21 protein-coding genes are annotated in these 23227 nt (G+C 33.4%); 11 read left to right on the forward strand and 10 right to left on the reverse strand.

Annotated elements, in window-relative coordinates; translation table 11 throughout:
- The first annotated feature begins 9 nt into the window (after nt 1–9).
- Together GQ46_RS07415 and GQ46_RS07420 are read left to right on the forward strand one after the other, a co-directional pair.
- Entirely contained in the window at nt 10–1524 is a 1515-nt protein-coding gene (locus tag GQ46_RS07415) for a GH3 auxin-responsive promoter family protein (protein WP_044399966.1), read from the forward strand.
- A gap of 332 nt (nt 1525–1856) precedes the next feature.
- Complete coding sequence (locus GQ46_RS07420) at nt 1857–3464, forward strand: OmpA family protein (protein ID WP_044399969.1); 1608 nt, start codon at nt 1857–1859, stop codon at nt 3462–3464.
- A gap of 142 nt (nt 3465–3606) precedes the next feature.
- On the opposite strand, the gene GQ46_RS07425 is transcribed toward GQ46_RS07420, so the two are convergent.
- The 7 genes from GQ46_RS07425 to GQ46_RS07455 all read right to left on the reverse strand — a co-directional run bounded on the left by GQ46_RS07425 (nt 3607) and on the right by GQ46_RS07455 (nt 9838).
- Complete coding sequence (locus tag GQ46_RS07425; protein WP_044399973.1) at nt 3607–4134, reverse strand: GNAT family N-acetyltransferase; 528 nt, start codon at nt 4132–4134, stop codon at nt 3607–3609.
- 67 nt (nt 4135–4201) lie between these two features.
- Nucleotides 4202–5434, reverse strand: a complete 1233-nt coding sequence (clpX, locus tag GQ46_RS07430; RefSeq protein ID WP_044399976.1) for an ATP-dependent Clp protease ATP-binding subunit ClpX — start codon at nt 5432–5434, stop codon at nt 4202–4204.
- Between the two features lie 99 nt (nt 5435–5533).
- The gene (gene clpP / locus GQ46_RS07435) at nt 5534–6208 is read right to left on the reverse strand and encodes an ATP-dependent Clp endopeptidase proteolytic subunit ClpP (protein ID WP_044399979.1); all 675 of its coding nucleotides are present in this window, start codon (nt 6206–6208) and stop codon (nt 5534–5536) included.
- Nucleotides 6209–6417: 209 nt separating this feature from the next.
- On the reverse strand, nt 6418–7746 hold the full coding sequence (gene tig / locus GQ46_RS07440; protein WP_044399982.1) for a trigger factor: 1329 nt from the start codon (nt 7744–7746) through the stop codon (nt 6418–6420).
- A 110-nt stretch (nt 7747–7856) separates the two neighbouring features.
- Entirely contained in the window at nt 7857–8198 is a 342-nt protein-coding gene (locus GQ46_RS07445; RefSeq protein WP_044399985.1) for a phage holin family protein, read from the reverse strand.
- Between the two features lie 31 nt (nt 8199–8229).
- On the reverse strand, nt 8230–8994 hold the full coding sequence (locus tag GQ46_RS07450) for an alpha/beta fold hydrolase (protein ID WP_044399987.1): 765 nt from the start codon (nt 8992–8994) through the stop codon (nt 8230–8232).
- A gap of 130 nt (nt 8995–9124) precedes the next feature.
- Nucleotides 9125–9838, reverse strand: coding sequence for a pyridoxine 5'-phosphate synthase (locus tag GQ46_RS07455; protein WP_044399990.1), 714 nt, complete (start codon nt 9836–9838; stop codon nt 9125–9127).
- Between the two features lie 91 nt (nt 9839–9929).
- Between GQ46_RS07455 and GQ46_RS07460 the strand changes: the two genes are divergently transcribed.
- The 8 genes from GQ46_RS07460 (at nt 9930) to murI (ending at nt 18238) form a co-directional block, all read left to right on the forward strand.
- Nucleotides 9930–10589 carry a CBS domain-containing protein gene (locus tag GQ46_RS07460; protein ID WP_044399993.1) on the forward strand — a complete coding sequence of 220 codons (660 nt, stop codon included), beginning with the start codon at nt 9930–9932 and terminating at the stop codon, nt 10587–10589.
- A gap of 3 nt (nt 10590–10592) precedes the next feature.
- Nucleotides 10593–11468 carry an NAD kinase gene (locus GQ46_RS07465; RefSeq protein ID WP_044399996.1) on the forward strand — a complete coding sequence of 292 codons (876 nt, stop codon included), beginning with the start codon at nt 10593–10595 and terminating at the stop codon, nt 11466–11468.
- 109 nt (nt 11469–11577) lie between these two features.
- Entirely contained in the window at nt 11578–12270 is a 693-nt protein-coding gene (locus GQ46_RS07470) for a DUF6089 family protein (protein ID WP_044399999.1), read from the forward strand.
- Nucleotides 12271–12329: 59 nt separating this feature from the next.
- On the forward strand, nt 12330–13013 hold the full coding sequence (locus GQ46_RS07475; RefSeq protein WP_044404714.1) for an isoprenyl transferase: 684 nt from the start codon (nt 12330–12332) through the stop codon (nt 13011–13013).
- Nucleotides 13014–13023: 10 nt separating this feature from the next.
- The gene (bamA, locus tag GQ46_RS07480) at nt 13024–15597 is read left to right on the forward strand and encodes an outer membrane protein assembly factor BamA (RefSeq protein ID WP_369793431.1); all 2574 of its coding nucleotides are present in this window, start codon (nt 13024–13026) and stop codon (nt 15595–15597) included.
- A gap of 237 nt (nt 15598–15834) precedes the next feature.
- Complete coding sequence (locus GQ46_RS07485) at nt 15835–16824, forward strand: OmpH family outer membrane protein (RefSeq protein ID WP_044400006.1); 990 nt, start codon at nt 15835–15837, stop codon at nt 16822–16824.
- A 45-nt stretch (nt 16825–16869) separates the two neighbouring features.
- On the forward strand, nt 16870–17379 hold the full coding sequence (locus tag GQ46_RS07490; protein ID WP_044400009.1) for an OmpH family outer membrane protein: 510 nt from the start codon (nt 16870–16872) through the stop codon (nt 17377–17379).
- Between the two features lie 76 nt (nt 17380–17455).
- Nucleotides 17456–18238 carry a glutamate racemase gene (gene murI, locus GQ46_RS07495; protein WP_044400012.1) on the forward strand — a complete coding sequence of 261 codons (783 nt, stop codon included), beginning with the start codon at nt 17456–17458 and terminating at the stop codon, nt 18236–18238.
- 99 nt (nt 18239–18337) lie between these two features.
- Here the strand turns inward: murI and GQ46_RS07500 are convergent, their stop codons facing one another.
- From GQ46_RS07500 to GQ46_RS07510, 3 genes are all read right to left on the reverse strand, one after another.
- A complete protein-coding gene (locus tag GQ46_RS07500; RefSeq protein ID WP_044400015.1) occupies nt 18338–18856 on the reverse strand; it encodes a gamma carbonic anhydrase family protein in 519 nt (172 codons plus the stop codon).
- Nucleotides 18857–19026: 170 nt separating this feature from the next.
- Nucleotides 19027–19764, reverse strand: a complete 738-nt coding sequence (locus GQ46_RS07505; protein WP_044400017.1) for a LytTR family DNA-binding domain-containing protein — start codon at nt 19762–19764, stop codon at nt 19027–19029.
- Between the two features lie 61 nt (nt 19765–19825).
- Nucleotides 19826–21928 (reverse strand): histidine kinase, encoded by a 2103-nt coding sequence (locus GQ46_RS07510; protein ID WP_044400019.1) that lies wholly within the window; start codon nt 21926–21928, stop codon nt 19826–19828.
- Between the two features lie 283 nt (nt 21929–22211).
- Here GQ46_RS07510 and GQ46_RS07515 point away from each other — a divergent pair, with 283 nt between their 5' ends.
- Nucleotides 22212–23225 carry an SIMPL domain-containing protein gene (locus GQ46_RS07515; RefSeq protein ID WP_044400021.1) on the forward strand — a complete coding sequence of 338 codons (1014 nt, stop codon included), beginning with the start codon at nt 22212–22214 and terminating at the stop codon, nt 23223–23225.
- Nucleotides 23226–23227: the final 2 nt, after the last annotated feature.

Consider the following 23227-nt stretch of genomic DNA (forward strand, 5'->3'; position numbering starts at 1 on the left):
CACCAAAAAATGCCAATCCCTCTTGTAAATTCTATTGCCTCATGGTTTTTAAAAAAACGATTTCACCAAATTGATTTATTTTTAAAATATCCAAATGAAGTACAAGAAGAATTACTTTTTAGTCTTATTGAAACCGCTAAAAACACTGAGATAGGACGGTTATATGATTTTGCTTCCATAAAAAGTTACAGAGAATATGCCGCACGTATACCTGTTAAAAATTACGAAGGCCATAAAGATTTAATCGAACGCTCAAGACAAGGTGAAAATAATATTTTTTGGCCTAGTCCAATAAAATGGTTTGCTAAATCCAGCGGTACAACCAACGCAAAAAGCAAATTTATTCCTGTGAGCACAGAGTCTTTAGAAGATTGCCATTACGCTGCCAGTAAAGATTTATTGTGCATGTATTTAAACAACAATCCAAACTCCCAACTCTTTACGGGAAAAAGTTTACGATTAGGAGGTAGCAAAGAATTATATAAAGAGAATGGTACCGTTTTTGGTGATTTGAGTGCTATTTTAATTCATAATATGCCCTTTTGGGCTGAATATAGTAGCACGCCGAGCAACAAAGTCTCTCTAATGAGTGAATGGGAGACTAAAATGACAGCCATAGTTAATGAAACGATTAATGAAAACGTAACAAGCCTAGCTGGTGTACCGTCATGGATGCTGGTACTACTTAATAACATTTTAGATAAAACCGAAAAAGACTCGTTATTCGATATTTGGCCAAACCTTGAAGTCTACTTTCATGGCGGTGTAAACTTTAACCCCTATGTAGAACAGTATCGTAAAATTTTACCAAAAAAGGATTTTAAGTATTATGAAATTTATAATGCGTCAGAAGGCTTTTTCGCTATACAAGATCACAATAATTCCGACGAACTTTTATTGATGTTAGACTATGGTATTTTCTACGAATTTATTCCCATGGAAACTCATGGTACTCCTGAAGAGAGAGTGATTCCTTTGGCTGAAGTAGAAAAAAATAAAAATTACGCTGTAATTATTTCAACAAATGCAGGCTTATGGCGTTATAAAATTGGAGACACCGTTCGTTTTACCTCCATCTCTCCATACCGTATTAAAGTTTCAGGCCGAACAAAGCATCACATTAATGTTTTTGGTGAAGAGTTAATTATCGAAAATGCTGAGGATGCCTTAAAGCAAGCCTGCAAAAAAACAAAAAGTGAAATTGTAGACTATACAGCAGCCCCTGTTTTTATGGAAGGTCGAGAAAAAGGCGCACATGAATGGCTTATAGAGTTTAAGACTCCTCCTCAAGACATAAATTACTTTAATGAATTATTTGATAATGCACTGAAGTCGCTAAATTCTGATTACGAAGCAAAACGTTATAATAACATGACATTAAACAAACCAAAAATTAATGTCGCTAGAAAACAACTCTTCTACGATTGGTTAAAGCAAAACAACAAGCTTGGTGGGCAACATAAAGTTCCTAGATTATCGAATACCAGAGACTATATAGACGAACTCCTTAAGCTCAATTTGTAATTTATCATTTGCCGTTTATCGATGAGTATTATTCGGTTTTCAACTATTAATCAGATAAAACGCACAAATTTCTGTTAAAAAAACTTCTCATGCTTTTAAGAAAGCACCAGCTCTGAATATTATTCAACGTATAGTATTTTTTAATAAAAAATTAACAGTAAAAAATATTTTTGCATAAAAAAACTCAAAAGAAACATAATATTTTTGAGATATCGACAAAACACCTAGCGCGTTAAAAAGATAAACGAATAATACTGCTCTTCATCTAAAAAATATGTTAAAATCAACATTCTTCTAGTATTATTGCCTCATAATTTATTCTCCCTATAATTATGAAAAATTTTATTCTCCTAGTCATTGTTTTATTTGCTGTAAATTTATCTTTCGCTCAATACGCTCAATTTGACTTATTAGCAAACTCAACCGAAAACAATTCACTTACAACTTCTGAAGATCGTATTGGTGCAAACGGTTTTGCGTTCACAACATTAGACGCAGGTATTAACACCAAATACTTAGAATATGGTTCTGGTTTTTTTATGGATAAATTCATTATGGTTTCGTCAAAAAAACTTGGTGGTTTAGCTAAAACTGACAAAGTTACTGGCGAAGGTTATAAAAACATATTCTGTTTAGACGTAAGAGCAGACGGTTCATTAAAGTTACCTTTATTGTTTTCTAGAATTATTAATACCTTTGAAAACAACGAAGATCAACTTACTTTCTCTCCAGATGAGCAAACGATGTATTTCACAAGAAGTACCCCAGAGGACTCTTCAATATACAATTTGTACAAGGTTAATCTGGAAAAGGATTCTCATGGAAATTGGATTGGGCAACAGCTACTTGATGTTAATGTAGCCCATGCTTCAATAGAAAATCCTTTTGTTTCACCTGACGGAAAGCAGTTGTTTTTCTCTTCTAATAAGCCGGGTGGCTTTGGCGGCTTCGACTTGTATGTCGCAAACATAAAATCTGATGGCACTTTAGACATTCCTGTAAACTTAGGCGCTAAAATAAATACCGCATTGGATGATAAGTATCCCGCGATTTCAGAAGATGGTAAAGATTTATACTTTTCTTCAAAAGGTCATGATAATATTGGGGGGTTTGACGTCTTTAAAAGTAAAATTATTACTAACGGATACAGAAGGCCAAGAAATTTAGGAAACACCATTAATACTAAGTATGATGAAGTCGCTTATTTTATGGCCGGAAGAAATAAGGGCTACGTTTCTTCAAACAAAGCTTTTGGAAAAGGAAATTTTGATATTTATAAATTTTCTAATGAAGAGGTATTACAAAGTATAGAAGGTGTAATCGTTGATTTAGATTCTAAAATTTTACTACCAAACACAACCGTTGTATTGTTAAATGAAGAAGATGAAGAGATAGCGAGACAAACAACGGGTGAGAATGCAACCTATAAATTTAATGTCACTCCTTTTGATACCTATACTATAACAACCATGAAGGATGGTTTTAATAATGGGACATTTGACTTTATTGCTAATATTGGAGAGAATATCACGTATACTAAAGACTTAGAATTAAACGCTATTGAAGCTGAAATAGCTGAAGTTAAAAACAAAAAAATGATTGTTGTTAATAACCTCTATTTCGATTATAATAAGTGGCGCGTAAAAGAAGAATCGCTTGTACAATTAAATAGTATTGCTCGCATATTACTAGAGCATACAGACATGAAAATAGAAATTAATGCACATACAGATAATCAAGGTAATAGTCGCTACAATATGAACCTATCTCAAAAACGTGCGGCTGCTGCAAAAGGGTATTTAATTAAAAAGGGCATTGCTGCCAGCAGATTAATTTCAAAAGGCTATGGAGAAACACAACCATTAGTAGATTGTAGGTCATCTTGTAATCAAGATGAATTCCAGAAAAACAGAAGAATAGAATTTATTATTATCGAATAATCATTAAAAAAGCACTAATTGCGAGTAATTTATTAGTATATTTAATTGCTATTAATTAATCTAATTAGTTGAAGGATGCATTATTAAGGTAATCTGATTTCAAGAAAAAACCACTCTTAATTTTTACAAGAGTGGTTTTTTGTTATCTGTCTCTTTTTAAAATATAGATAGCATTATTTGTCACCATAGGATCTTTTCTATCCGGTTGTAAAACAAAGCCCTGTTTTAGTATTAAATTAATGGAAGCTATATTTTCTTTTTTGGTAAAAGCCTCTATTGTATTTAATTGAAGACTATTAAAGCCACAATTAATTACAGCTTCTGAGGCCTCCGTCATTATTCCCATATTAAAGTATTCTGGCAATAAATCAAAACCAACTTCTGCTATTTTTTTATCTTCTGAAAAATTCCATAAACAAATGGTACCAACCTCACGATTTTCAGTTTTTAAGCTAATCACCCAAGTAATAGACTCATCATTTGTTAATTGATTAGTCACTTTATCGATATAAAGCCTAGCTTCTTTTCTGTTTTTATAAAGCGGTCTCTGAATATACTTGGCAACAATAGCACTTGAGCGCAACTTAAAAATAACATCAATATGTTTAGGCTCAACTTTCTTTAACCAAAGGCGGTTGGTTTCAATATCTGGAAGTGTTTTGAATTTCATATTTATTTTGGTATAAAAAAGCCTACACTAAAAAATGTAGGCTTTATAAATATACTAATTTATCTTTTTAAGAAACAGCTTTCAGCTTTTTTAAAGTACTTTTTACAAGTTTCTGCTCTGCATAAGACTTTGTAACATTTACTTTTGTTATTTCAGACCCTGGCAATTCAAACATGGCATCTGTTAATATTTCTTCACAAAGTGAACGCAAACCTCTGGCTCCTAACTTGTATTCAATTGCCTTACCTACAATATAATCCAAAGCACCATCGGTAATTGACAATTCAATACCATCCATGGTAAAAAGCTTTTTGTATTGCTTTATAATAGCATTTTTTGGCTCAGTTAAAATCGCTCTTAATGTTTTTGCATCTAATGGATCCATGTGTGTTAACACCGGTAAACGTCCTATAATTTCTGGAATTAAGCCAAAGTCTTTTAAATCTTTAGGAATAATATATTGCAAGATATTATCTTTATCAACAACATCCTCACTCATTGCAGCACTATAACCTAAAGCTTGCATGTTTAATCGTTTAGAAATAACACGTTCTATACCATCAAATGCACCACCGGCTATAAATAGAATATTTTCGGTATTGACCTCTATAAACTTTTGATCTGGATGTTTACGTCCTCCTTTTGGCGGCACATTAACAACAGTCCCCTCTAATAACTTTAATAAAGCTTGTTGCACACCTTCTCCAGAAACATCTCTGGTAATTGATGGATTATCACTTTTACGAGCTATTTTATCTATCTCATCTATAAAAACAATACCTTTTTCAGCTTTTTCTAAATTGTAATCTGCAGCCTGTAATAAACGTGTTAATATACTTTCTACATCTTCACCTACATAACCGGCCTCTGTTAATACTGTAGCATCAACAATAGCTAATGGTACATTCAACATCTTAGAAATGGTTTTAGCCATTAAGGTTTTACCTGTTCCTGTTTCTCCTACAATAATAATATTCGATTTCTGAATTTCGATATCATCATTGGTTGGCGGTTGCAACAAACGTTTGTAATGATTGTAAACTGCAACAGACATCACTTTTTTGGTGTATTCCTGACCAATAATGTATTCATCTAAAAAGCCCTTAATTTGTTGTGGTTTACGCAACATTAGCTCTGCAGACAATTCACTATTGTCACTTTGCTTAGATTCTTCTATAACAATACCGTGCGCTTGTTCAATACAGCGGTCACAAATATGTGCATCTAATCCTGCAATTAATAAACTGGTTTCTGGCTTTTTCCTACCACAAAATGAACATTCTAATTCTTCCTTTGCCATTGTCTTACTTTTATAGTTTGAACTATTCAGTGGTTAAGATTTTCGTTCACACACGAAAAATTCAAACTCGTATTCTTATCGTTTATCTTAAAACTTTGATTAATCTCTAGCTAACACTTCATCAATCATTCCGTATTCTTTTGCTCTATCTGCTTTCATCCAATAATCCCGGTCACTGTCATTATAAATCGTGTCGTAATCTTGACCTGAATGCTTACTAATTATTTCGTATAGCTCCTTTTTAAGCGTCAAAATCTCACGCGCAGTAATTTCAATATCACTCGCTTGCCCCTGAGCACCACCTAAAGGTTGGTGAATCATCACACGGGAATGTTTTAAACCACTACGTTTTCCTTTTGCTCCAGCACATAACAATACGGCTCCCATTGAGGCTGCCATTCCTGTACAAATAGTAGCGACATCAGGATTTATAAACTGCATTGTATCATAAATACCTAATCCTGCATAAACACTTCCTCCTGGCGAATTAATATACATTTGAATATCCTTAGTAGCGTCTGTGCTAGCTAAAAATAATAATTGCGCTTGGACTATATTAGCAATATTGTCGTTAATACCTGTTCCTAAAAAAAGGATTCTATCCATCATTAAACGCGAAAAAACATCTAACTGAGAAATGTTTAATTGACGCTCTTCTATAACATAAGGCGTCATGCTTTGAGGATACATACTAGTAATAATTTTATCGTAGTAGTTACTATTAATCCCTTGATCTTTTATTGCAAACTTTTCGAATTCTTTTCCGTAATCCATATATGTGTAAAAATTTTAGTCTTTAAAATGTTTTAAAATTCTATCAGATAGCCTTAAATGTAATGCTAATTGTGCGTTTAACAAAAGTTTTGTACTGAATTTAACGCTAAAAAATAGGCGCTAAATCTTCAAAAATTCAGCGCCTAAATATAATGATTATTCTAGAATTTTTTCTTTCAATTAAACAAAGACGTTTTAGTAATACGATTCTATTTATCTCCGTAAACCTCCTTAACAAACTTATCGTATGTTAATTCTTTTGTTTTTACGTTGGCTTTTTCTTTGTAAAGATTTAATAGTTTTTGGCTTACTACCTGCTCACTCAAACGTTTCACTTCCTCTTGATTAGATAATACACGCGCTGCAATATCGTCTAATTCTTTATCTGAAGGATTCATTTGACCAAACTGTGCCATTTGCACTTTAATCATTGCTTTAGCACTTTCTTTAACGTCTTCAAAATTAACTTTCAAGCCGTTTGCTTCCATGATTTTAGCTTCGATTAACTGGTAACGTAAACTCTTTTCAGATTTTTCATATTCGTCTTTAGCGGTCGCTTCATCCATTGTTGTTTCGCCAGCCGTTTGCATCCATTTTGTAAGAAACGCTGCTGGTAAATCAAATTTTGTGTTTTCTACTAAATGTTCAGTAATATCATTTAATAACTTCTGATCTGATTGTTGAACGAATTGCTTTTCTGCATCTTCTCTAATCTTATCTTTTAATTCAGTAACAGATTTAACTACATCTTTTCCAAATAGCTTGTCAAATAATTCTTGATCTAAATCTGCAAGTTCTCTTTGATTAATTTCAGAAATCTCGAAATTAACTTCAATATTTAAACCATGTGCTTTATCATGCTCTACCTTTAACGCATGCATGAGCTCATGATCGTCTTCGTATAGCCCTTTGGTTTTTAATGTAATTACATCTCCAACTTTAGCTCCTACAAACTGCTTTTCTGTTGCTTTACCTTTAAATTTATCTAAAGTTAGCGTCACTTTATTTTCTATATCTTCAGCTTCATTGGTATATATCCCCGTAATTTCACTGTCTTTAGTAACCGTGTCTTGAGAGACTAATTTCCCATATTGCTTTTGAATATTGATTATTTGATCATCAATCATTTTATCATCTGCTTTGATGTTGTAATGTGTGATGGCCTTTTTACTTTTTAAATCAACACTGAATTCAGGCGCTAGACCCAATTCAAATTCAAAAGAAAAGCTCTCAGAATTCCAATCAATATCGTCTTGACGTTTTGGTAATGGCTGCCCTAAAACATCTAGCTTTTCTTCAGTTAAATATTTGTTTAATCCGTCTTGAATTAGTTTGTTAACCTCATCAATTAGCACGGCTTTTCCGTATTGTTTTTTGACCATTCCCATTGGCACGTGTCCTTTTCTAAAACCAGGAATGTTTGCTGTTTTTCTATAATCAGTTAAGATTTTTTCAACTTTTGTAGCGTAGTCATCTTTATCGATTGCCACTGTTACTACAGCATTTAATGCGTCTTTATTTTCTCTTGTAATATTCATTTAAAATAGCCTTATTTAATGTAACCAAAAATGGAGTGCAAAAATACTACTTTTTTACACTCCATCAAAGTTTTTAATCGCTTGAATTTCAGTTACAATTATATCTCTTTTTAATCACTTTTAAAAAGCGATTGTAACACCGATTGAAATATTGACAATAGGATACTAAATAATATAGCCCACCAAATATTAGTAACCGAAAAACCAGTGATAAAATTATCTGCCAGTAAAATAATGAGTCCGTTAATAATTAAAAGAAACAATCCCAAAGTCACGACTGTTATCGGAAAAGTTAAAATAACCAAAAGTGGCTTGACTAAAAGATTTAAAACTGAAAGAACCAGGGCAACGATAATGGCCGTGACATAACTATCAACCTGAACCCCATTTAAAATGTGGGCTAATGCAAATACCGCGATGGCATTTAGTAGTAGACGAATGATAAGATTCATAATTTATATTTTTTTTTGAATGTTTAGGGTTTTAATTTACAAAATTAATCACAGCTTCATAAAAATCTTTAGGATTTTCAGCATGCAACCAGTGTCCGGCATCTGCAATCGTTTTTATTTCTACTTTTGGAAAGTGTGATTTTATAAGTTTTTCGTCTTGTAAAGCAATGTATTCACTTTTGTCTCCTCTTAAAAACAACGTCTCTTTAGCAAAGGTGGCGTGTATGGGCAATGCTTCACCTACCTCAGATACATTTTCTTTTAGCACCTCTAGATTCATACGTAAGCCTAATTGCCCTTTTGTAACCCAATATAAATTTTTTAGTAAAAATTGTCGTGTTCCAAAATCGTTTACCGCGGTTGACAATTGCTCATCTGCCTCCCCTCTACTTTTTAACAGACTAAAATCTAAGCGACTTAAACCTTCCAAAATAGCATCGTGATGGGTAGGATAAAATCGAGGAGAAATGTCTGCCACTATTAATTTGGCTACCAGGTCTGGATATAATGTTGCAAACAACATGGCTGTTTTCCCTCCCATTGAATGCCCTAATAAAACAAAATCCTTTAACTCATTTTTATCACAATAGGCTTTTAGGTCCTCAGCCAATACTTCATAATTAAAAGCATCACTATGAAAACTCCTACCATGGTTGCGCTGGTCTATTAAATGGACTTGAAAATCTTGTTCAGCAAATTGCTTTGCTAATGTTTTCCAGTTGTCTCCCATACCTAAAAATCCATGTAATATTAAGAATGGCGTACCTTCTCCTATGATGTTTGAGTATAATTGCATTGTTTTTTAATGTTATATAGAAACTCCCAGAGATTCTGCTGAGAGGCACTTAATTTTTTTAACCAAAAGGGTTATTATAACTGCCGCTAATCAAAATAAACTCAATTCAAACGGAAGACTGTGACTAAACCTACTTCAATTTATTCAAATACATGTTTACTACATTCTCAATCCCTAAATACAAGCTTTCAGAAATTAAGGCATGACCAATTGAAACCTCTAATAATCCCGGTATGTTTTTTTTGAAAAACGCAATGTTATCTAACGACAAATCGTGTCCTGCATTAACACCTAGCCCTATGTTATTTGCTAATTCAGCGCAAGCTGTGTATGGCTTTACAGCATTTTTATTTCCTAAACCGTAGTCGTGTGCAAAGGCTTCAGTATACAATTCAATTCTCTCAGTCCCTGTTGCTTTTGCGCCTTCTACCTGGCGTGTCTCTGGGTCTACAAAAATAGAGGTTCTAATCCCATTTCTTTGAAACTCACTAATCACTTCTGATAGAAAGGATTTATTTTTTATCGTGTCCCACCCAGCATTACTCGTAATCGCATCAACAGCATCAGGCACCAAGGTTACCTGTGTTGGTTTAAGCGCTAATACCAAGTCAATAAATTTAGCGTTAGGATTCCCTTCTATATTATACTCAGTGTAAACAACAGGTTTTAAGTCGTGAGCATCTTGATAACGAATGTGGCGCTCATCTGGTCTTGGGTGAATGGTTACCCCTTCAGCTCCAAAACGCTGCACGTCCTTTGCAAATTGAATTAAATTTGGCGTATCTCCGCCTCGTGAATTTCTCAGTGTGGCTATCTTATTTATGTTGACGCTTAGTTTTGTCATTTATCTTCAGAGTTTATCTTACAAAAATACGAAGTAGAACTGCGGTTTTGAATTATTTTTTAATTAATTTGCATAAAATACCACAGTCATAATGAATCTTCTCGACTACATAATAAACGATATAAAACCACTTTTAAATTCGCAAAAAGTGAGTGAAGCCCAGTTACTGTTTAATCAGTTAACCTATTCACATATTCCTATTAAAAATGAAGATGGCGTCTATTTAGGTTGTGTTTCTGAAAACGACGTGCATTGTTTTGAGAGTGATAAACTCATTAAAGATTATGCCTATGCGCCTGAAGGTTTTTTTGTTCGAGATGACACCAATTGGTTAGATATCCTCGAAGCTTTTGCCCAAAATTCGACAAACATAATGCCAGTACTGAGCAACAAAAATGTGTATTTAGGATATTATGAATTAAATGATGTCATTAGTCTTTTTAACGAAACACCTTTCTTTTCTGAAGCTGGCGCTATATTAATTGTCGAAAAAGGCTTAACAGATTATTCTTTTAGTGAAATAAGCCAGATTGTAGAATCTAACGACGGAAAATTACTAGGCGCCTTTATTTCTAAAATTGAGAATGATGTTGCACAAATCACACTGAAAATCAATAATGCCAATTTAAATGATATTATGCAAAGTTTTAGACGCTATAGTTATAACATATTAACTGGTCATGAAGATGACACTTATTTAATAAGCTTAAAAGAACGTTCAGATTATTTAAAAAAATACCTAAACATGTAATTAATGAAGGTAGCCGTTTATAGTCAATATCCTAAAAAACAATCTGAACAAGCACTAGACGTATTAACAAAAGCACTTTACAAACGAAAGGCAGCTGTTTTTCTAGAAAAAGAATTTTATAATGACATTATAAATGAATTCCAGCATACTTCCAATTATAACACCTTTGAGACTTTAGATAAAAGCTTCGACCTATTAATTAGTATTGGTGGTGACGGTACTATTTTACGGGCCATTACTTTTGTTAAAGATTTAAACATTCCTATTGTTGGTATCAACACGGGCAGACTTGGTTTTCTAGCAACCATTCAAACAGAAGATATTGAAGAAGCCATTGAAAACATTTACAAGAAAAAGTATTCGTTATCAAAACGCACCTTACTATCTATTGAGACCTCACCTGAAAATAAGGATATCCTAGACCTAGATTTTGCATTGAATGAAATTGCAATAAGCAGAAAAAACACAACCTCAATGATTACGGTTGAAACCAAGCTCAATGGAGAATATCTAACCTCCTATTGGAGTGATGGTTTAATCATAGCCACGCCAACAGGATCTACCGGCTACTCTTTAAGTTGCGCAGGACCAGTAATTACACCAGACACCACCAGTTTTGTTTTAACACCAATTGCGCCTCATAATTTAAGCGCAAGACCACTAGTGATTGAAGATTCTTTTACTATTGAACTAAAAGTAAGTGGTCGGGAAGATAATTATCTCGTTTCTTTAGATTCTAGAATAGCAACACTCTCAAACAATACAATCATCACCATAAAAAAAGCACCTTTTACTATTAACATGATAGAATTAGATGGCAGCAGCTTCTTAACCACATTAAGAAAAAAACTGCTTTGGGGAGAAGACAACCGTAATTAGCATTTTTATTTTACAATATTTCCCGCAAAAAACTGTTTAACCTGTAACTATTTGGTCTAAATTATTATAGGCTAATCTTATTTATTATATTTGCAAACTTTTAAGATTCATGAGGTATTTAACTGTTTTAATAATACTATTTTTTAGCACACAACTAAGTCACGCTCAAATAAACGAATTGGGCTTTTTTGTTGGTGGTAGTAATTTTATTGGTGATGTTGGTGCAACCGACTATATAGCACCAAAGCAACTGGCGTTTGGTGGTCTTTACAAATGGAATAGAAGTCCGAGACACGCGTATAGACTTTCTTTAATTTATACTGAATTGGAAGGCATAGATCAGGATTCAGATGATCCCGGCAGACAAATTAGAGCTTACGAATTTAATAGTAGTATTATAGAATTATCTGCAGGAATGGAATTTACTTTTTTTGATTTCGACTTACATGAAGGCAAAAATGTTTCTACTCCTTATTTATATACTGGTATTAGCATTGCTAAACATGATAATTTCTTTTTTAATAGCGCGGGAGAAATTATAGATGAAAACACCAGTAGTTACGCTTATGGTATTCCCATGGCATTAGGCTTTAAGACTGCATTATCCTCGGGTTTTATTATTGCATTTGAAGTAGGCGCTCGCTATACTTTTAGTGATGAACTAGATGGTAGTGTGCCAGATGCTCAAGAAAGCAGACCTAATAATAGTTTTGGAAATCTTAATAATAATGACTGGTATACGTTTACAGGAATAACGTTAACCTATACCTTTGGCAGAAACCCCTGTTTTTGCCCAGAATAATAACCGTGGATTTAAAAAACATAAATACAAACGCTTTACCTAAACACGTTGCCATTATAATGGACGGCAATGGGCGTTGGGCGAAACAAAAAGGATTAATACGAGCAGTAGGTCATGAAAATGGAACAAAATCTGTAAGACAAACTGTTGAAGCTGCAGCAGAATTAGGGATCGAAAACTTAACGCTTTACGCCTTTTCTACAGAAAACTGGAACAGACCTAAACTCGAAGTAGACACCCTAATGAGACTTTTAGTGTCTTCATTAAAAAAAGAGATTAAAACACTTCATGATAATAACATAAAGCTTAAGGCAATAGGAAACTTAGAAACCTTGCCTAAGAAAGTCCTTAAGGAACTAAGAGAAGTCATCGAAAGCACAAAAAACAACAATCGCACGACGCTAACACTCGCTTTAAGTTACGGCTCACGTGCCGAAATATTAAATGTGGTTAAAGAAATAAGTGTTAAAGTTAAAAATAATATAATTTCCGCGGAAAATATTGATGAATCAATTATTAATGAGCATCTTTACACGCGAAATTTACCAGACGTTGATCTACTTATAAGAACAAGTGGAGAACAGCGTATTAGTAATTTTTTATTGTGGCAAATCGCTTATGCTGAATTATTTTTCACGAAAGTACTTTGGCCAGATTTTACAAAGCAACACTTTTGTGATGCCATTATAGAATATCAAAACAGAGAACGACGCTTTGGAAAAACAAGTGAACAAATTAGTTAAAAAATTACAATTGAAAACAGTCCTACAATTTACACTATTCGCTACAATACTCTTATTTAGCTTTTTTACACAAGCCCAAAACTTATCTTTTGAAGATGGTAAAAAATACACCATAGCAGAAATTACTGTAAAAGGAAACACAAGTTTTAGTGAGCAAACCATTGTTGCCTTCTCACGTTTAAATAAAGGAGACCAAATATTAATTCCTGGTGAAGAAATTAGTGCTGCCATAAAAAAATTATGGAATACTAATCTCTTTAGTGACATTGAAGTCTATTTACTTAAAGTAGAAGGAGATGCTGCCTATTTAGAAATAAGATTGTCTGATTTACCAGAGATAAACGAAGTAAAAGTAGTTGGCGTAAAAAAGAGCAAAAGAGAAGCGCTTATTAAAGAAAACAAACTTCAGAAAGGAGAGAAAGTTACTGAAAATCTAATTACCACTACTAAAAATTACATCCAGAAAAAGAATAGGAAAGCGGGTTACTTTAACACTAAAGTAAATATCAACACCATACCTGTTCAAGATTCTATAGAAAAAGCCAGAGTGAATATGGTTTTAACTGTAGATAAAGGTGAGAAAGTAAAAATTGCTCAAATTAATTTTGAAGGCAATGAAATTCTGAGTGATAAAAAACTTAGAAAAGCGATGAAGAATACAAAGCAAAAAAAACTGCTTCGTATTTTAAAACGTTCAAAATATATAGAAGCAGACTATGAAGAAGATTTAGTGAGTATCGTTGATAAATATAAAGAGAGTGGTTACCGTGATGCCCGAATTATTAAAGATACATTAATCGTAAACGACAAAAACACAATTAGTTTAAATATTAAACTTGAAGAAGGAGAAAAATACAGTTTTGGAGACATTTCTTTTATAGGTAACACTATATATACTGACGAGTTCTTAAAACGCAAATTGCGCATAGAAAAAGGCGACACTTACAACGGTGTTTTACTACAAAAACGTATTGCTGACGAGTCAAGACCAGATGGCGATGACATTACTAACCTTTATCAAGATAACGGCTATTTGTTTTCAACTATTAATCCTGTTGAGGTTAATGCAGACGGCAACGTTATCGACATGGAAATTAGAATTACCGAAGGTAAGCCAGTCTATTTTAATAAAGTAACTGTCGTTGGTAATGAGAAAACAAACGATCACGTTATATACAGAGAAATAAGAACACGCCCAGGAGAATTATACAGTAAGGCAAATGTAGTTAGAACGGTACGTGAATTAAGTCAATTAGGCTATTTTGATGCTGAGCAAATTTCACCAAACTTTCTAAATGCAAATCCAGATGAAGGTTCTATTGACATGGAATACGCTGTTGTAGAAACTGGATCAAGCCAAATTGAATTGCAAGGTGGTTATGGTGGTGGTGGTTTTATCGGTACTTTAGGTTTGTCTTTTAATAACTTCTCACTAAAGAATATCTTTAACAAGGATGCTTACAAGCCAATTCCAATGGGTGACGGTCAAAAATTAGCATTGCGTTTGCAAGCCAGTCGTTTTTACCAAACTTACAGTTTTCAATTTTCTGAACCTTGGATGGGCGGAAAAAAACCTGTACAGTTTTCTACATCGCTTTCACACACAAAACAGTTTTTATACAATCCGCAAACGCGAAATGCCGATAAAGACAGACGTTTTAACATTACTGGCTTAACAGTTGGTTTAGCAAAACGTTTATCTGTTCCAGATGACTATTTCACCTTGTCACAAGCATTAAGTTTTCAGCATTATAACTTAAAAAATTACAACACAGGACTTTTTACCTTTGGTGATGGTTACTCAAACAATTTATCTTACACTGTTGGTTTAACTAGAAACAACACCTTTAACGACCCCGTTTTTCCTACTGGTGGTTCCAATTTTGCTGTAACGGCAAAACTATCGCTACCTTATTCCTTACTTAACGGTGTAGATTATGAATCACTTGCTGCAGAACGAGAAGCTAATTCAGAAATTGTTAATGATGGTACACAAGGCATTGATGAAAGAACAGCAGCATCCGCAAGAATTTCCGAAATTGATCAAAAACGTTTTAACTGGTTAGAATTTTACAAAGTTAAATTTAAAGGTGATTGGTACACAAAATTAGTTGATAAGTTTGTATTTAAATCAACTATAGAATTTGGCTTCTTAGGCGCTTATAATCAAGATAGAGGTATTATTCCTTTCGAACGTTTCTTCCTGGGAGGAGATGGATTAGGAGCCTTTAGTTTAGACGGCAGAGAGGTTGTTGCACTAAGAGGGTATCCTAACCAAGGCCTATCAGATAATGATGGGGGAACTATTTATAATAAATTTTCTTTAGAACTACGTTATCCAATTACATTAAAGCAATCTGCAAAGATTTATGCATTAGGTTTCCTAGATGCAGGTGCATCCTACTCTAACTTTAAAGATTACAATCCTTTTAATGTAAAACGCTCTGCTGGATTAGGTGTAAGAATATTTATGCCAGCATTTGGTTTATTGGGTATTGATTTCGGTCATGGTTTCGATCCTTTACCAGGTAATACTATCAAGCATGGTTGGGAAACACATTTTATAATAGGGCAACAATTTTAATACCTAAAGACATTTTTCGATCACAATAAAATGTCACCTTATGATATCTATTTCACATAAGTTTTTATTTTTGGCACGATATTTTCAATATACATTTTGAGGATTTGGTTCAAGAATTAAAATTTTTAAATTTAAAATTCGTTATTTTGATACTATGTAATTTAAATTAAGACAGTAGCATAACAATTAGCTGTCCGTTTTTGAGTTAAACAGTTAATAAATTTAAAATATAGCCAAATGAAATTTAAAGTTCTTTTTTTATTGACAATAGTATTCATGCTATCTTTTCAAGCGCAGGCGCAACGTGGTGTAAGAATTGGTTACATAGATACCGAATATATTTTAGAAAATGTACCTGAGTATGCAGAGGCTACCACACAGTTAGAGTCTAAAGTACAAAAATGGAAAAGTGAGATAGAAATAAAATTAAGTGCTATCGAGCAAAAGCGCAAAACTCTAAATAATGAAAGAGCCCTTTTAACAAAAGAGCTTATAGAAGAGCGCGAAGAAGATATTACATTTGAAGAAAAGGAAATATTAGATTACCAACAAAAGCGATTTGGTCCTAATGGAGATTTAATGATCCAGAAACGACAATTAATCCAGCCTGTTCAAGATCAAATTTTCCAAGCCGTTCAAGATATTGCCAAAGCAAAAAAGTATGATTTTGTGTTTGACAAGTCTGCAGATGTTGTAATGTTATATGCAACAGAACGTTTTGATATGAGTGAGCAAGTGCTAAGAACCATTACACGCTCTGCAAAAAGACAACAGCTTAAGTCTAATAAAGAGAAAAAAGAAGCAAAAGAAGAAGATGTCACAGTAGAAATTAATGAAGGGAAAGACGAAAGAGAACAACTATTAGACGATAAAAGAGAGGCGCGTGCAAAATTAGTAGAAGATCGCAGAAAGGCCGCCGCTGAAAAAAGAGCACAAATTATTGCTGAGCGAGAGAACGATAGGCAAGAAAAACTTGACGAAAGAAATAATGCAGGAGAAGACTCTGAAGAGACTAATGAAGAAGAAGGAGCAGCAAAAGAAGTAGAAAAGACAACTACTGATGAAGCTCCAAAAACAAGAGAGGAAATTTTAGAAGAGCGCAGACAACAAAAACTGGCAGATAGAGAAGCTAGAAAGAAAGAACTAGAAGAAAGAAGAAAAAAAATCTTAGAAGAACGTCAAAAAGCAAAAGAAGAAAAAGATAGTACTACAGACGACGGAAACTAAGAGAATAACTATTAATATTTATAACACACAAATACTATTATTAAAATGAAACAATTTAAAACACTATTTATCGCTGCAACATTATTTATTGGAGCAACAAGTTTTGTATCTGCTCAATCTAAAGTAGCACATATTAACACTTCAGAGCTTATAAAAGCGATGCCACAAATGAAGACTGCTCAAGCCGATATGGAGAAAGTTGGAAAAACTTACGAAGCAGATATTGCTGCTATGCGAAGTGAACTTCAAACAAAAATGAAGCAATACGAAGCAGAAGCGTCTACAAAAACACAAGAAGAAAACGAAAAGAGGTATGAAGAAGTACAGGCAGATCAATTAGCGATCCAGCAGTATGGTACTAATGCTCAACAACAATTACAAAAGAAGGAATTCGACTTATTAAAACCTATTACTGAAAAAGCTAAAGCTGCAATCGTAAAAGTAGCAAAAGCACAAGGATTTAATTATGTATTAGACTCTGCTCAAGGTGGAGGAGTAATCATGGCAGAAGGAAAAGACCTTATGGCAGATGTTAAGAAAGAATTAGGTATGTAATAACACCTTCAAAATAATCTACTAAAAGCCGACTTATTAAGTCGGCTTTTGTATTTTTATAAGGTGATTTATTTTTATGAGCAAACAACCTATTGGCATATTCGATTCTGGCGTTGGTGGCACTTCTATTTTTAAAGAAATACATGCGCTTTTACCAAACGAAAACACGATTTATTTAGCAGACAGCGTTAATGCGCCTTATGGTAGTAAAGGTGAAAATAAGATTATAGAATTATCAATAAAAAATACGGCCTTACTTTTAGATAAGGGATGTAAACTTATTGTTGTTGCTTGTAATACAGCGACAACGAATGCCATATCAGTTTTAAGAGCTGCATACGACATTCCCATTATTGGTATTGAACCTGCGATAAAACCTGCCGCTTTACAAACACAGACTAAAACTATTGGCATTCTCGCTACAAAAGGAACACTCTCTAGCGCTTTGTTCCATAAAACCTTAGATTTATACGGACATCACATTACTATCGTAGAACAAGTAGGAGAAGGCATCGTGCAGCTCATTGAAAGCGGAAAAACACAAAGTCCAGAAATGTCAGAATTACTCAGACTATATACAAAACCAATGTTGGAAGCTAACATAGATTATCTGGTGTTGGGCTGTACACACTATCCGTATTTGATACCAGAGTTATTAGAAATACTTCCTAATCACGTTAAGATTATCGATTCTGGTCAAGCCGTAGCCAGGCAAACTAAAGTGATCTTAGAAAAACAAGAGTTGTTAAATACTATAACTTTAAAACCTAAAAATGAATTTTATATCAATATAAAGAATACCGAAGTGATGCAATCACTTTTGGGTGATACATTTAATGTTGAATATTTAATGTTTTAGTATGCTATTCTCCTAATTTATAATTTTCTAACTGATAACGCTTTCCTTTTAAAGAAACGGCGATTTTTAAATTTTAAAGAAATTCAAAAGTCGGAAAGGTTATTCAGCTTTAAACCAACCTGAATACTTCACATAATTCTCAGCAATTCTATTAATTTCACCGTTTATTAACTCCTCACTAATATCTTTTACCTTTTTCGCAGGAACACCAGCATAAATACTTCCAGATGCTACTCTCGTATTTTGCGTCACTACCGCGCCAGCAGCTATAATACTATTGCTTTCCACAATACAATTATCCATCACAATACTTCCCATACCAATAAGCACATTATCGTGAATAGTACACCCGTGTACAATAGCATTATGCCCAATGGAGACATTATTTCCAATTACCGTTGGGTATTTTTGATAGGTACAATGCACCACTGCTCCATCTTGCACATTGACCTTATTTCCTAATCTTATGTAATTAACGTCACCTCGTAAAACAGCATTAAACCAAATACTACATTGGTTTCCTACTTCTACATCGCCAACAATGGTAGCATTTTCTGCGATGTAACAATCTTCTGGTAATTTTGGTGATTTTCCGTTTACTGGTTTTATTATTGGCATAGTCTTTCTTTAAAAAAGGAGACTCATACCTTTGGTTGTTGAGTTTCCTTTAGAGTTAAATTATTTTCAATTTTTTTACCACGGGCTTTGCTTGTGGTACATATTATATAGAGGAATTCCTTTTTAATAATTCATTCATGACCTCTCTGTCTATAGCAGACATTTATTAGTTACTTAAAATAAGATAAGAGTTCAGATTTTTTGGAGGGTGAGACCATGACTTCTTTTCCATTACTTAAAATGACGCTTCCTCCTTTACCTTTAACATACTTAACCACCTCATTGACATTGACGAGGTAACTTTTGTGAATCCGCGCAAAGTTTGAATCTTGTAGTGCCTCTTCAAAATACTTGAGTGTCTTACTAACGACTTTCTTTTTGTTATTATTGAGATAGATTTCGGTATAATTATCATCTGCTTTACAGAATAATATATCTGCTGTACTAATCACTTCAAAACCATCTTGCTGAGGAATGGTTATTTTTCCATCAATATTATTTGTGGTATTAGGCACTAACACCTGATCTTGCAATGCATCTTCTTTTGTTTTTATTTCAACGACATAGTCAACCGCTTTAATTAACTCGTCAATATCAATTGGCTTCATTAAATAATAAGAGGCATGGGCATTTAAAGCATCAAGGGCATAATGGTTATAAGCGGTAACGAAAACAGTTTCGAAATGACGATCGCCTACTTTATCTAATAAATCGAACGCATTGCCATAAGGCATTTCTACATCTAGGAACACCAAATCCAGTTCTTGAGTTCTTATTAATTCTAGAGCCTCATTTATGTTAGATGCTTCTCCTACAATGTCAACATTGGGACAGTATTTATTGAGATAGTTTTTTAAGATTTCTCTACTGGTTTCTTCGTCTTCTACTAGTATTGATTTTAGTTTCATTTGTTTTTTATGAGTTGGAAGCTTAGCCTTTAAAGCTTGAAATTTCTGGTTTAATCCTTTTTTAATCGCGTCTCAAAGTTACGACAACCTTTGTTCCTGTATCACCTTCTACTTGGTAATCGTCAATAAAGACGTCAACCTTATCTTTATACATTTCATTTAAAATAGACACCCGTTTTTTAATATTGCCCATGCCTTTAGAGTTTTGCTTTTGTTGATTTTCGGTTTTTAAAGCCTGTGATTTTTCGCGTCCAATACCATTATCTGCAATGGTAATAGAAATCTCATCTTTAGCAGTTTTAGTTATTGAAATGTCTAAAAACCCTTTTTCTTTTTTATAACGTAAGCCGTGCCAAACCGCATTCTCTATATATGGTTGTAACAACATGGGAGGAATTTGATAACTATCTACATCTACCGACTCAGCTATTGTGATGTTATAATCAAACTTATCTTGAAATCTAAAATGCTCGAGTTTGGTGTATAGTTCCAGTAATTCTATCTCTTTTTGTAACGGAATAAAATCTTGCTCACTATTTTCTAAAACCGCTCGCATAAGTTTAGAGAAATCACTTAAATATCGGTTAGCTGTGCGCTCATCGTTCGTTGCAATAAAACTGTTAACCGAATTTAGTGCGTTGAATATAAAATGCGGATTCATCTGACTGCGTAACGATTTTAAAGCCAACAAATTATTAGCCAGCTTTTGTTGTTTGATGTATTTATACATTAAATAAGCGGTTAATAATAACAGTAATAAACCGCCAATAAGTGAATAGATAATTATTTTCTGATTCTTATTTTGCTCAATATTAAGCTGATATTTACCTTCAGACAATTCCCGGTCTTTTTCAAGAGAAACAATCCGATTTTGATTTTCAGAAATGCGTTTTGCTAATCTTGTCGCCTGAGTGATTTCTTGATTTTTTTTAATATATAACTCCTCTACAGACTCAGTATACGCTTTATATGTTTCGTATGCCTTTTCATAGTTTCCAGTGACATCGTACACTTCAGACAGCTTTCTTTTTGCATCTTTTTCTACTACTAAATCCTCTCGTTTATCTGCCTCAGCAATACTTTTTTCTAAATACGGAATGGCTTCTACATAGTTTTTCTGAAGGTATAAGGCATTCCCTATTTTATAATTTTGTTTTTGAATTGTGAAATCACTTTCATTGCCTACTATCGCATCTGTTTCTATATCTTTAATATCAAGAATAGCTTCTTCTCGAAGTTTAATCTCATCGGCGTAATCCTCTTTAGAATTATTAAAATCGGCAACCTTTATTTTTTCTTCAACCGCTCGTTTTTTGTTTTCTTTTGAAGCTAAACTAAGTGAATTACCGTAAAACTCTTTTGCTTTATTAGTCTTTCCGCTCGCATCAAAAGTTTCTGCAATTTTAGAATTTAAATCGGTGACTTTTGGCATAATTAAATGCTTTTGCGCTAGGCCCAAGCCTTCTTTATAGGCTGTAATAGCATTTTTATAGTCATTCATTTTAAAATACACATCACCTAATCCTTCATAGAGTTCTACTTTTTGGTAATTTGATAATTCACGGGTATTTAGTTTACTATAGATGGCTACACTTTCTTGGTAATTATTATTCTTCATATAAGCCTCACCAAGCTTAAGTTTTACTTCGTTAGACTGATAACTATTTAAGCTAATACGATAATTAGATACCGCAAGATCGTACTGTTTCCAATACATATTTACATCTCCTAATACTTCAAAAGCCTCAGCATTTTCTTTTACAGAATTGCTTTTTTTTATGCCTTCGGCAATGAACTGCATGCTTTTTTCCGCAGAAATCTTTTTATAAGTTGTTGCAGAGTCTATTAAATTATTAAAGGTGTTATTTTGTTTCGCTTTGAATAGGTTTACATCGCTACTTCCGGTCCTGGGCATAACATCTACAGTAATACGATCATCGTCTTTAATGGTGTAGTAAATGGTTTCAAAATCTTCATGACTTATGGTGAGTTCGTCTCCTTGCTTTACCTTAATTCTAAATTCACCAGCATTATTAGAAGCCGTATAAGCACCCCCATTTACCTGAATATTCACATCACTTACCGGTTCGTATGTTGCATTTTCACGCACAAAACCTCTTACAGAAAAAAAAGCGTCTCTGTCTTTAGCTGTTGAACTTTTCATATCCTGAGTCTGAGCCAGTATTACTATTGGACACAAAAGAAAAAAAAGACTACATATATAGGTGGTGATTTGTTTCATTTATTATTTCTATTCGATAAACTTACACACTTTAATTGGCATATTAAAATACGTTTTCATCAAATCACGTATAAAAAGCAACACTCTGCCTTGTTTACTCATTCAAAAAAGGAGTCACACTCATTGTTATATAGCATTCACTCATTCTGGATTTTTTCTTTTAAACATTACACATAGGTTTGTAACTCACTTAAAAAGAGATACAATGAAACTAAAATTTTATGTCCTATTGGTATTACTTAGCACATTTGCTTCGGCACAAATTAAAGGCAATGCTCCTGCTGTTTACGGACAGAATGTGATGAGTAGCGCAGATTTAGGCAACGCCCAAGTCTATGGTGCTACTACGGCTTTTAGGCAACAGCAATTAGTACCAAACGCAAACATAACTATTGATGTAAAGGCACTTAATAATGTAGTCGCAGATGCCTATACTGCTGTTTTTAATTTGGTGCAAATTGGAGAAACCAGTCAAGACACTAACACCTTAATGAATGAGCGTGTGAATAAAGTTAAAACGGAATTAATTACTCATGGCATAAATAGCAACGACATCGTGATCGATGTTATTTCTTTCGTGCCCGTTTACGAAACCGTCGTTGAGAAAAAATTATTTAGCAAAAAATACAATGAAGTCCCTGTTGGTTTTGAACTACAACAAAACATTCATGTAAAATTTTCTAAAGTAAATCAATTTGAGAAAATCCTGTCGGCTTGCGCTAATAACGAAATTTACAACTTAGTAAAAGTCGATTACTTTATTGAGGATATTAAAGCGGTTTACACCAATTTAAGAGCCGAAATATTAAAAGTATTAAAGGAAAAGCAACAATTTTATAAAGATCTGGGTTTTGATTTAACGGACTATAAACCCATTATAGCAGATACAAAATATTGTTATTTCCCAAAAGAATTCTACAAACATTATGAGGCCTTTGCTTGTACTTCTTTAGAAGCTATAAAGAAAAATCAGGGTGTACTCTCAGCAGAAAAACAAATCTCTTACTATTATGATCCCTTATCTTTTAAGGCGTATGATGTAGTTTTAAATGCTGCTATCGTCGAGCCTGTAATTCAAGTAGGTATGGAAATAAAACTGCAGTATGCTGAAAGGCCAAAAGAAGAAGCACCAAAAGAAAAAGAAGTGATTAAAAATAAATTCTTTATGGTTTCAGACGAAGGTACAATTAACGTAAAGGAGTTAAAATTAGAAAATTAGAA

The organism is Lacinutrix sp. Hel_I_90, from assembly GCF_000934685.1.
In the GTDB taxonomy this organism is placed as follows: Bacteria; Bacteroidota; Bacteroidia; order Flavobacteriales; family Flavobacteriaceae; genus Lacinutrix.

What these genes read in the sequence shown, in the direction of transcription:
- GQ46_RS07465 (WP_044399996.1), top strand. Translation starts at nt 10,593, where the DNA reads ATGAAGGTAGCCGTTTATAGTCAATATCCTAAAAAACAATCTGAACAA.
- GQ46_RS07425 (WP_044399973.1), bottom strand. Translation starts at nt 4,134, where the DNA reads ATGAAATTCAAAACACTTCCAGATATTGAAACCAACCGCCTTTGGTTA.
- GQ46_RS07455 (WP_044399990.1), bottom strand. Translation starts at nt 9,838, where the DNA reads ATGACAAAACTAAGCGTCAACATAAATAAGATAGCCACACTGAGAAAT.
- GQ46_RS07500 (WP_044400015.1), bottom strand. Translation starts at nt 18,856, where the DNA reads ATGCCAATAATAAAACCAGTAAACGGAAAATCACCAAAATTACCAGAA.
- GQ46_RS07445 (WP_044399985.1), bottom strand. Translation starts at nt 8,198, where the DNA reads ATGAATCTTATCATTCGTCTACTACTAAATGCCATCGCGGTATTTGCA.
- GQ46_RS07485 (WP_044400006.1), top strand. Translation starts at nt 15,835, where the DNA reads ATGAAATTTAAAGTTCTTTTTTTATTGACAATAGTATTCATGCTATCT.
- GQ46_RS07515 (WP_044400021.1), top strand. Translation starts at nt 22,212, where the DNA reads ATGAAACTAAAATTTTATGTCCTATTGGTATTACTTAGCACATTTGCT.
- clpP (WP_044399979.1), bottom strand. Translation starts at nt 6,208, where the DNA reads ATGGATTACGGAAAAGAATTCGAAAAGTTTGCAATAAAAGATCAAGGG.
- murI (WP_044400012.1), top strand. Translation starts at nt 17,456, where the DNA reads ATGAGCAAACAACCTATTGGCATATTCGATTCTGGCGTTGGTGGCACT.
- GQ46_RS07505 (WP_044400017.1), bottom strand. Translation starts at nt 19,764, where the DNA reads ATGAAACTAAAATCAATACTAGTAGAAGACGAAGAAACCAGTAGAGAA.
- clpX (WP_044399976.1), bottom strand. Translation starts at nt 5,434, where the DNA reads ATGGCAAAGGAAGAATTAGAATGTTCATTTTGTGGTAGGAAAAAGCCA.
- tig (WP_044399982.1), bottom strand. Translation starts at nt 7,746, where the DNA reads ATGAATATTACAAGAGAAAATAAAGACGCATTAAATGCTGTAGTAACA.
- GQ46_RS07420 (WP_044399969.1), top strand. Translation starts at nt 1,857, where the DNA reads ATGAAAAATTTTATTCTCCTAGTCATTGTTTTATTTGCTGTAAATTTA.
- GQ46_RS07510 (WP_044400019.1), bottom strand. Translation starts at nt 21,928, where the DNA reads ATGAAAAGTTCAACAGCTAAAGACAGAGACGCTTTTTTTTCTGTAAGA.
- GQ46_RS07415 (WP_044399966.1), top strand. Translation starts at nt 10, where the DNA reads ATGCCAATCCCTCTTGTAAATTCTATTGCCTCATGGTTTTTAAAAAAA.
- GQ46_RS07460 (WP_044399993.1), top strand. Translation starts at nt 9,930, where the DNA reads ATGAATCTTCTCGACTACATAATAAACGATATAAAACCACTTTTAAAT.
- GQ46_RS07475 (WP_044404714.1), top strand. Translation starts at nt 12,330, where the DNA reads ATGGACGGCAATGGGCGTTGGGCGAAACAAAAAGGATTAATACGAGCA.
- GQ46_RS07470 (WP_044399999.1), top strand. Translation starts at nt 11,578, where the DNA reads ATGAGGTATTTAACTGTTTTAATAATACTATTTTTTAGCACACAACTA.
- GQ46_RS07490 (WP_044400009.1), top strand. Translation starts at nt 16,870, where the DNA reads ATGAAACAATTTAAAACACTATTTATCGCTGCAACATTATTTATTGGA.
- GQ46_RS07450 (WP_044399987.1), bottom strand. Translation starts at nt 8,994, where the DNA reads ATGCAATTATACTCAAACATCATAGGAGAAGGTACGCCATTCTTAATA.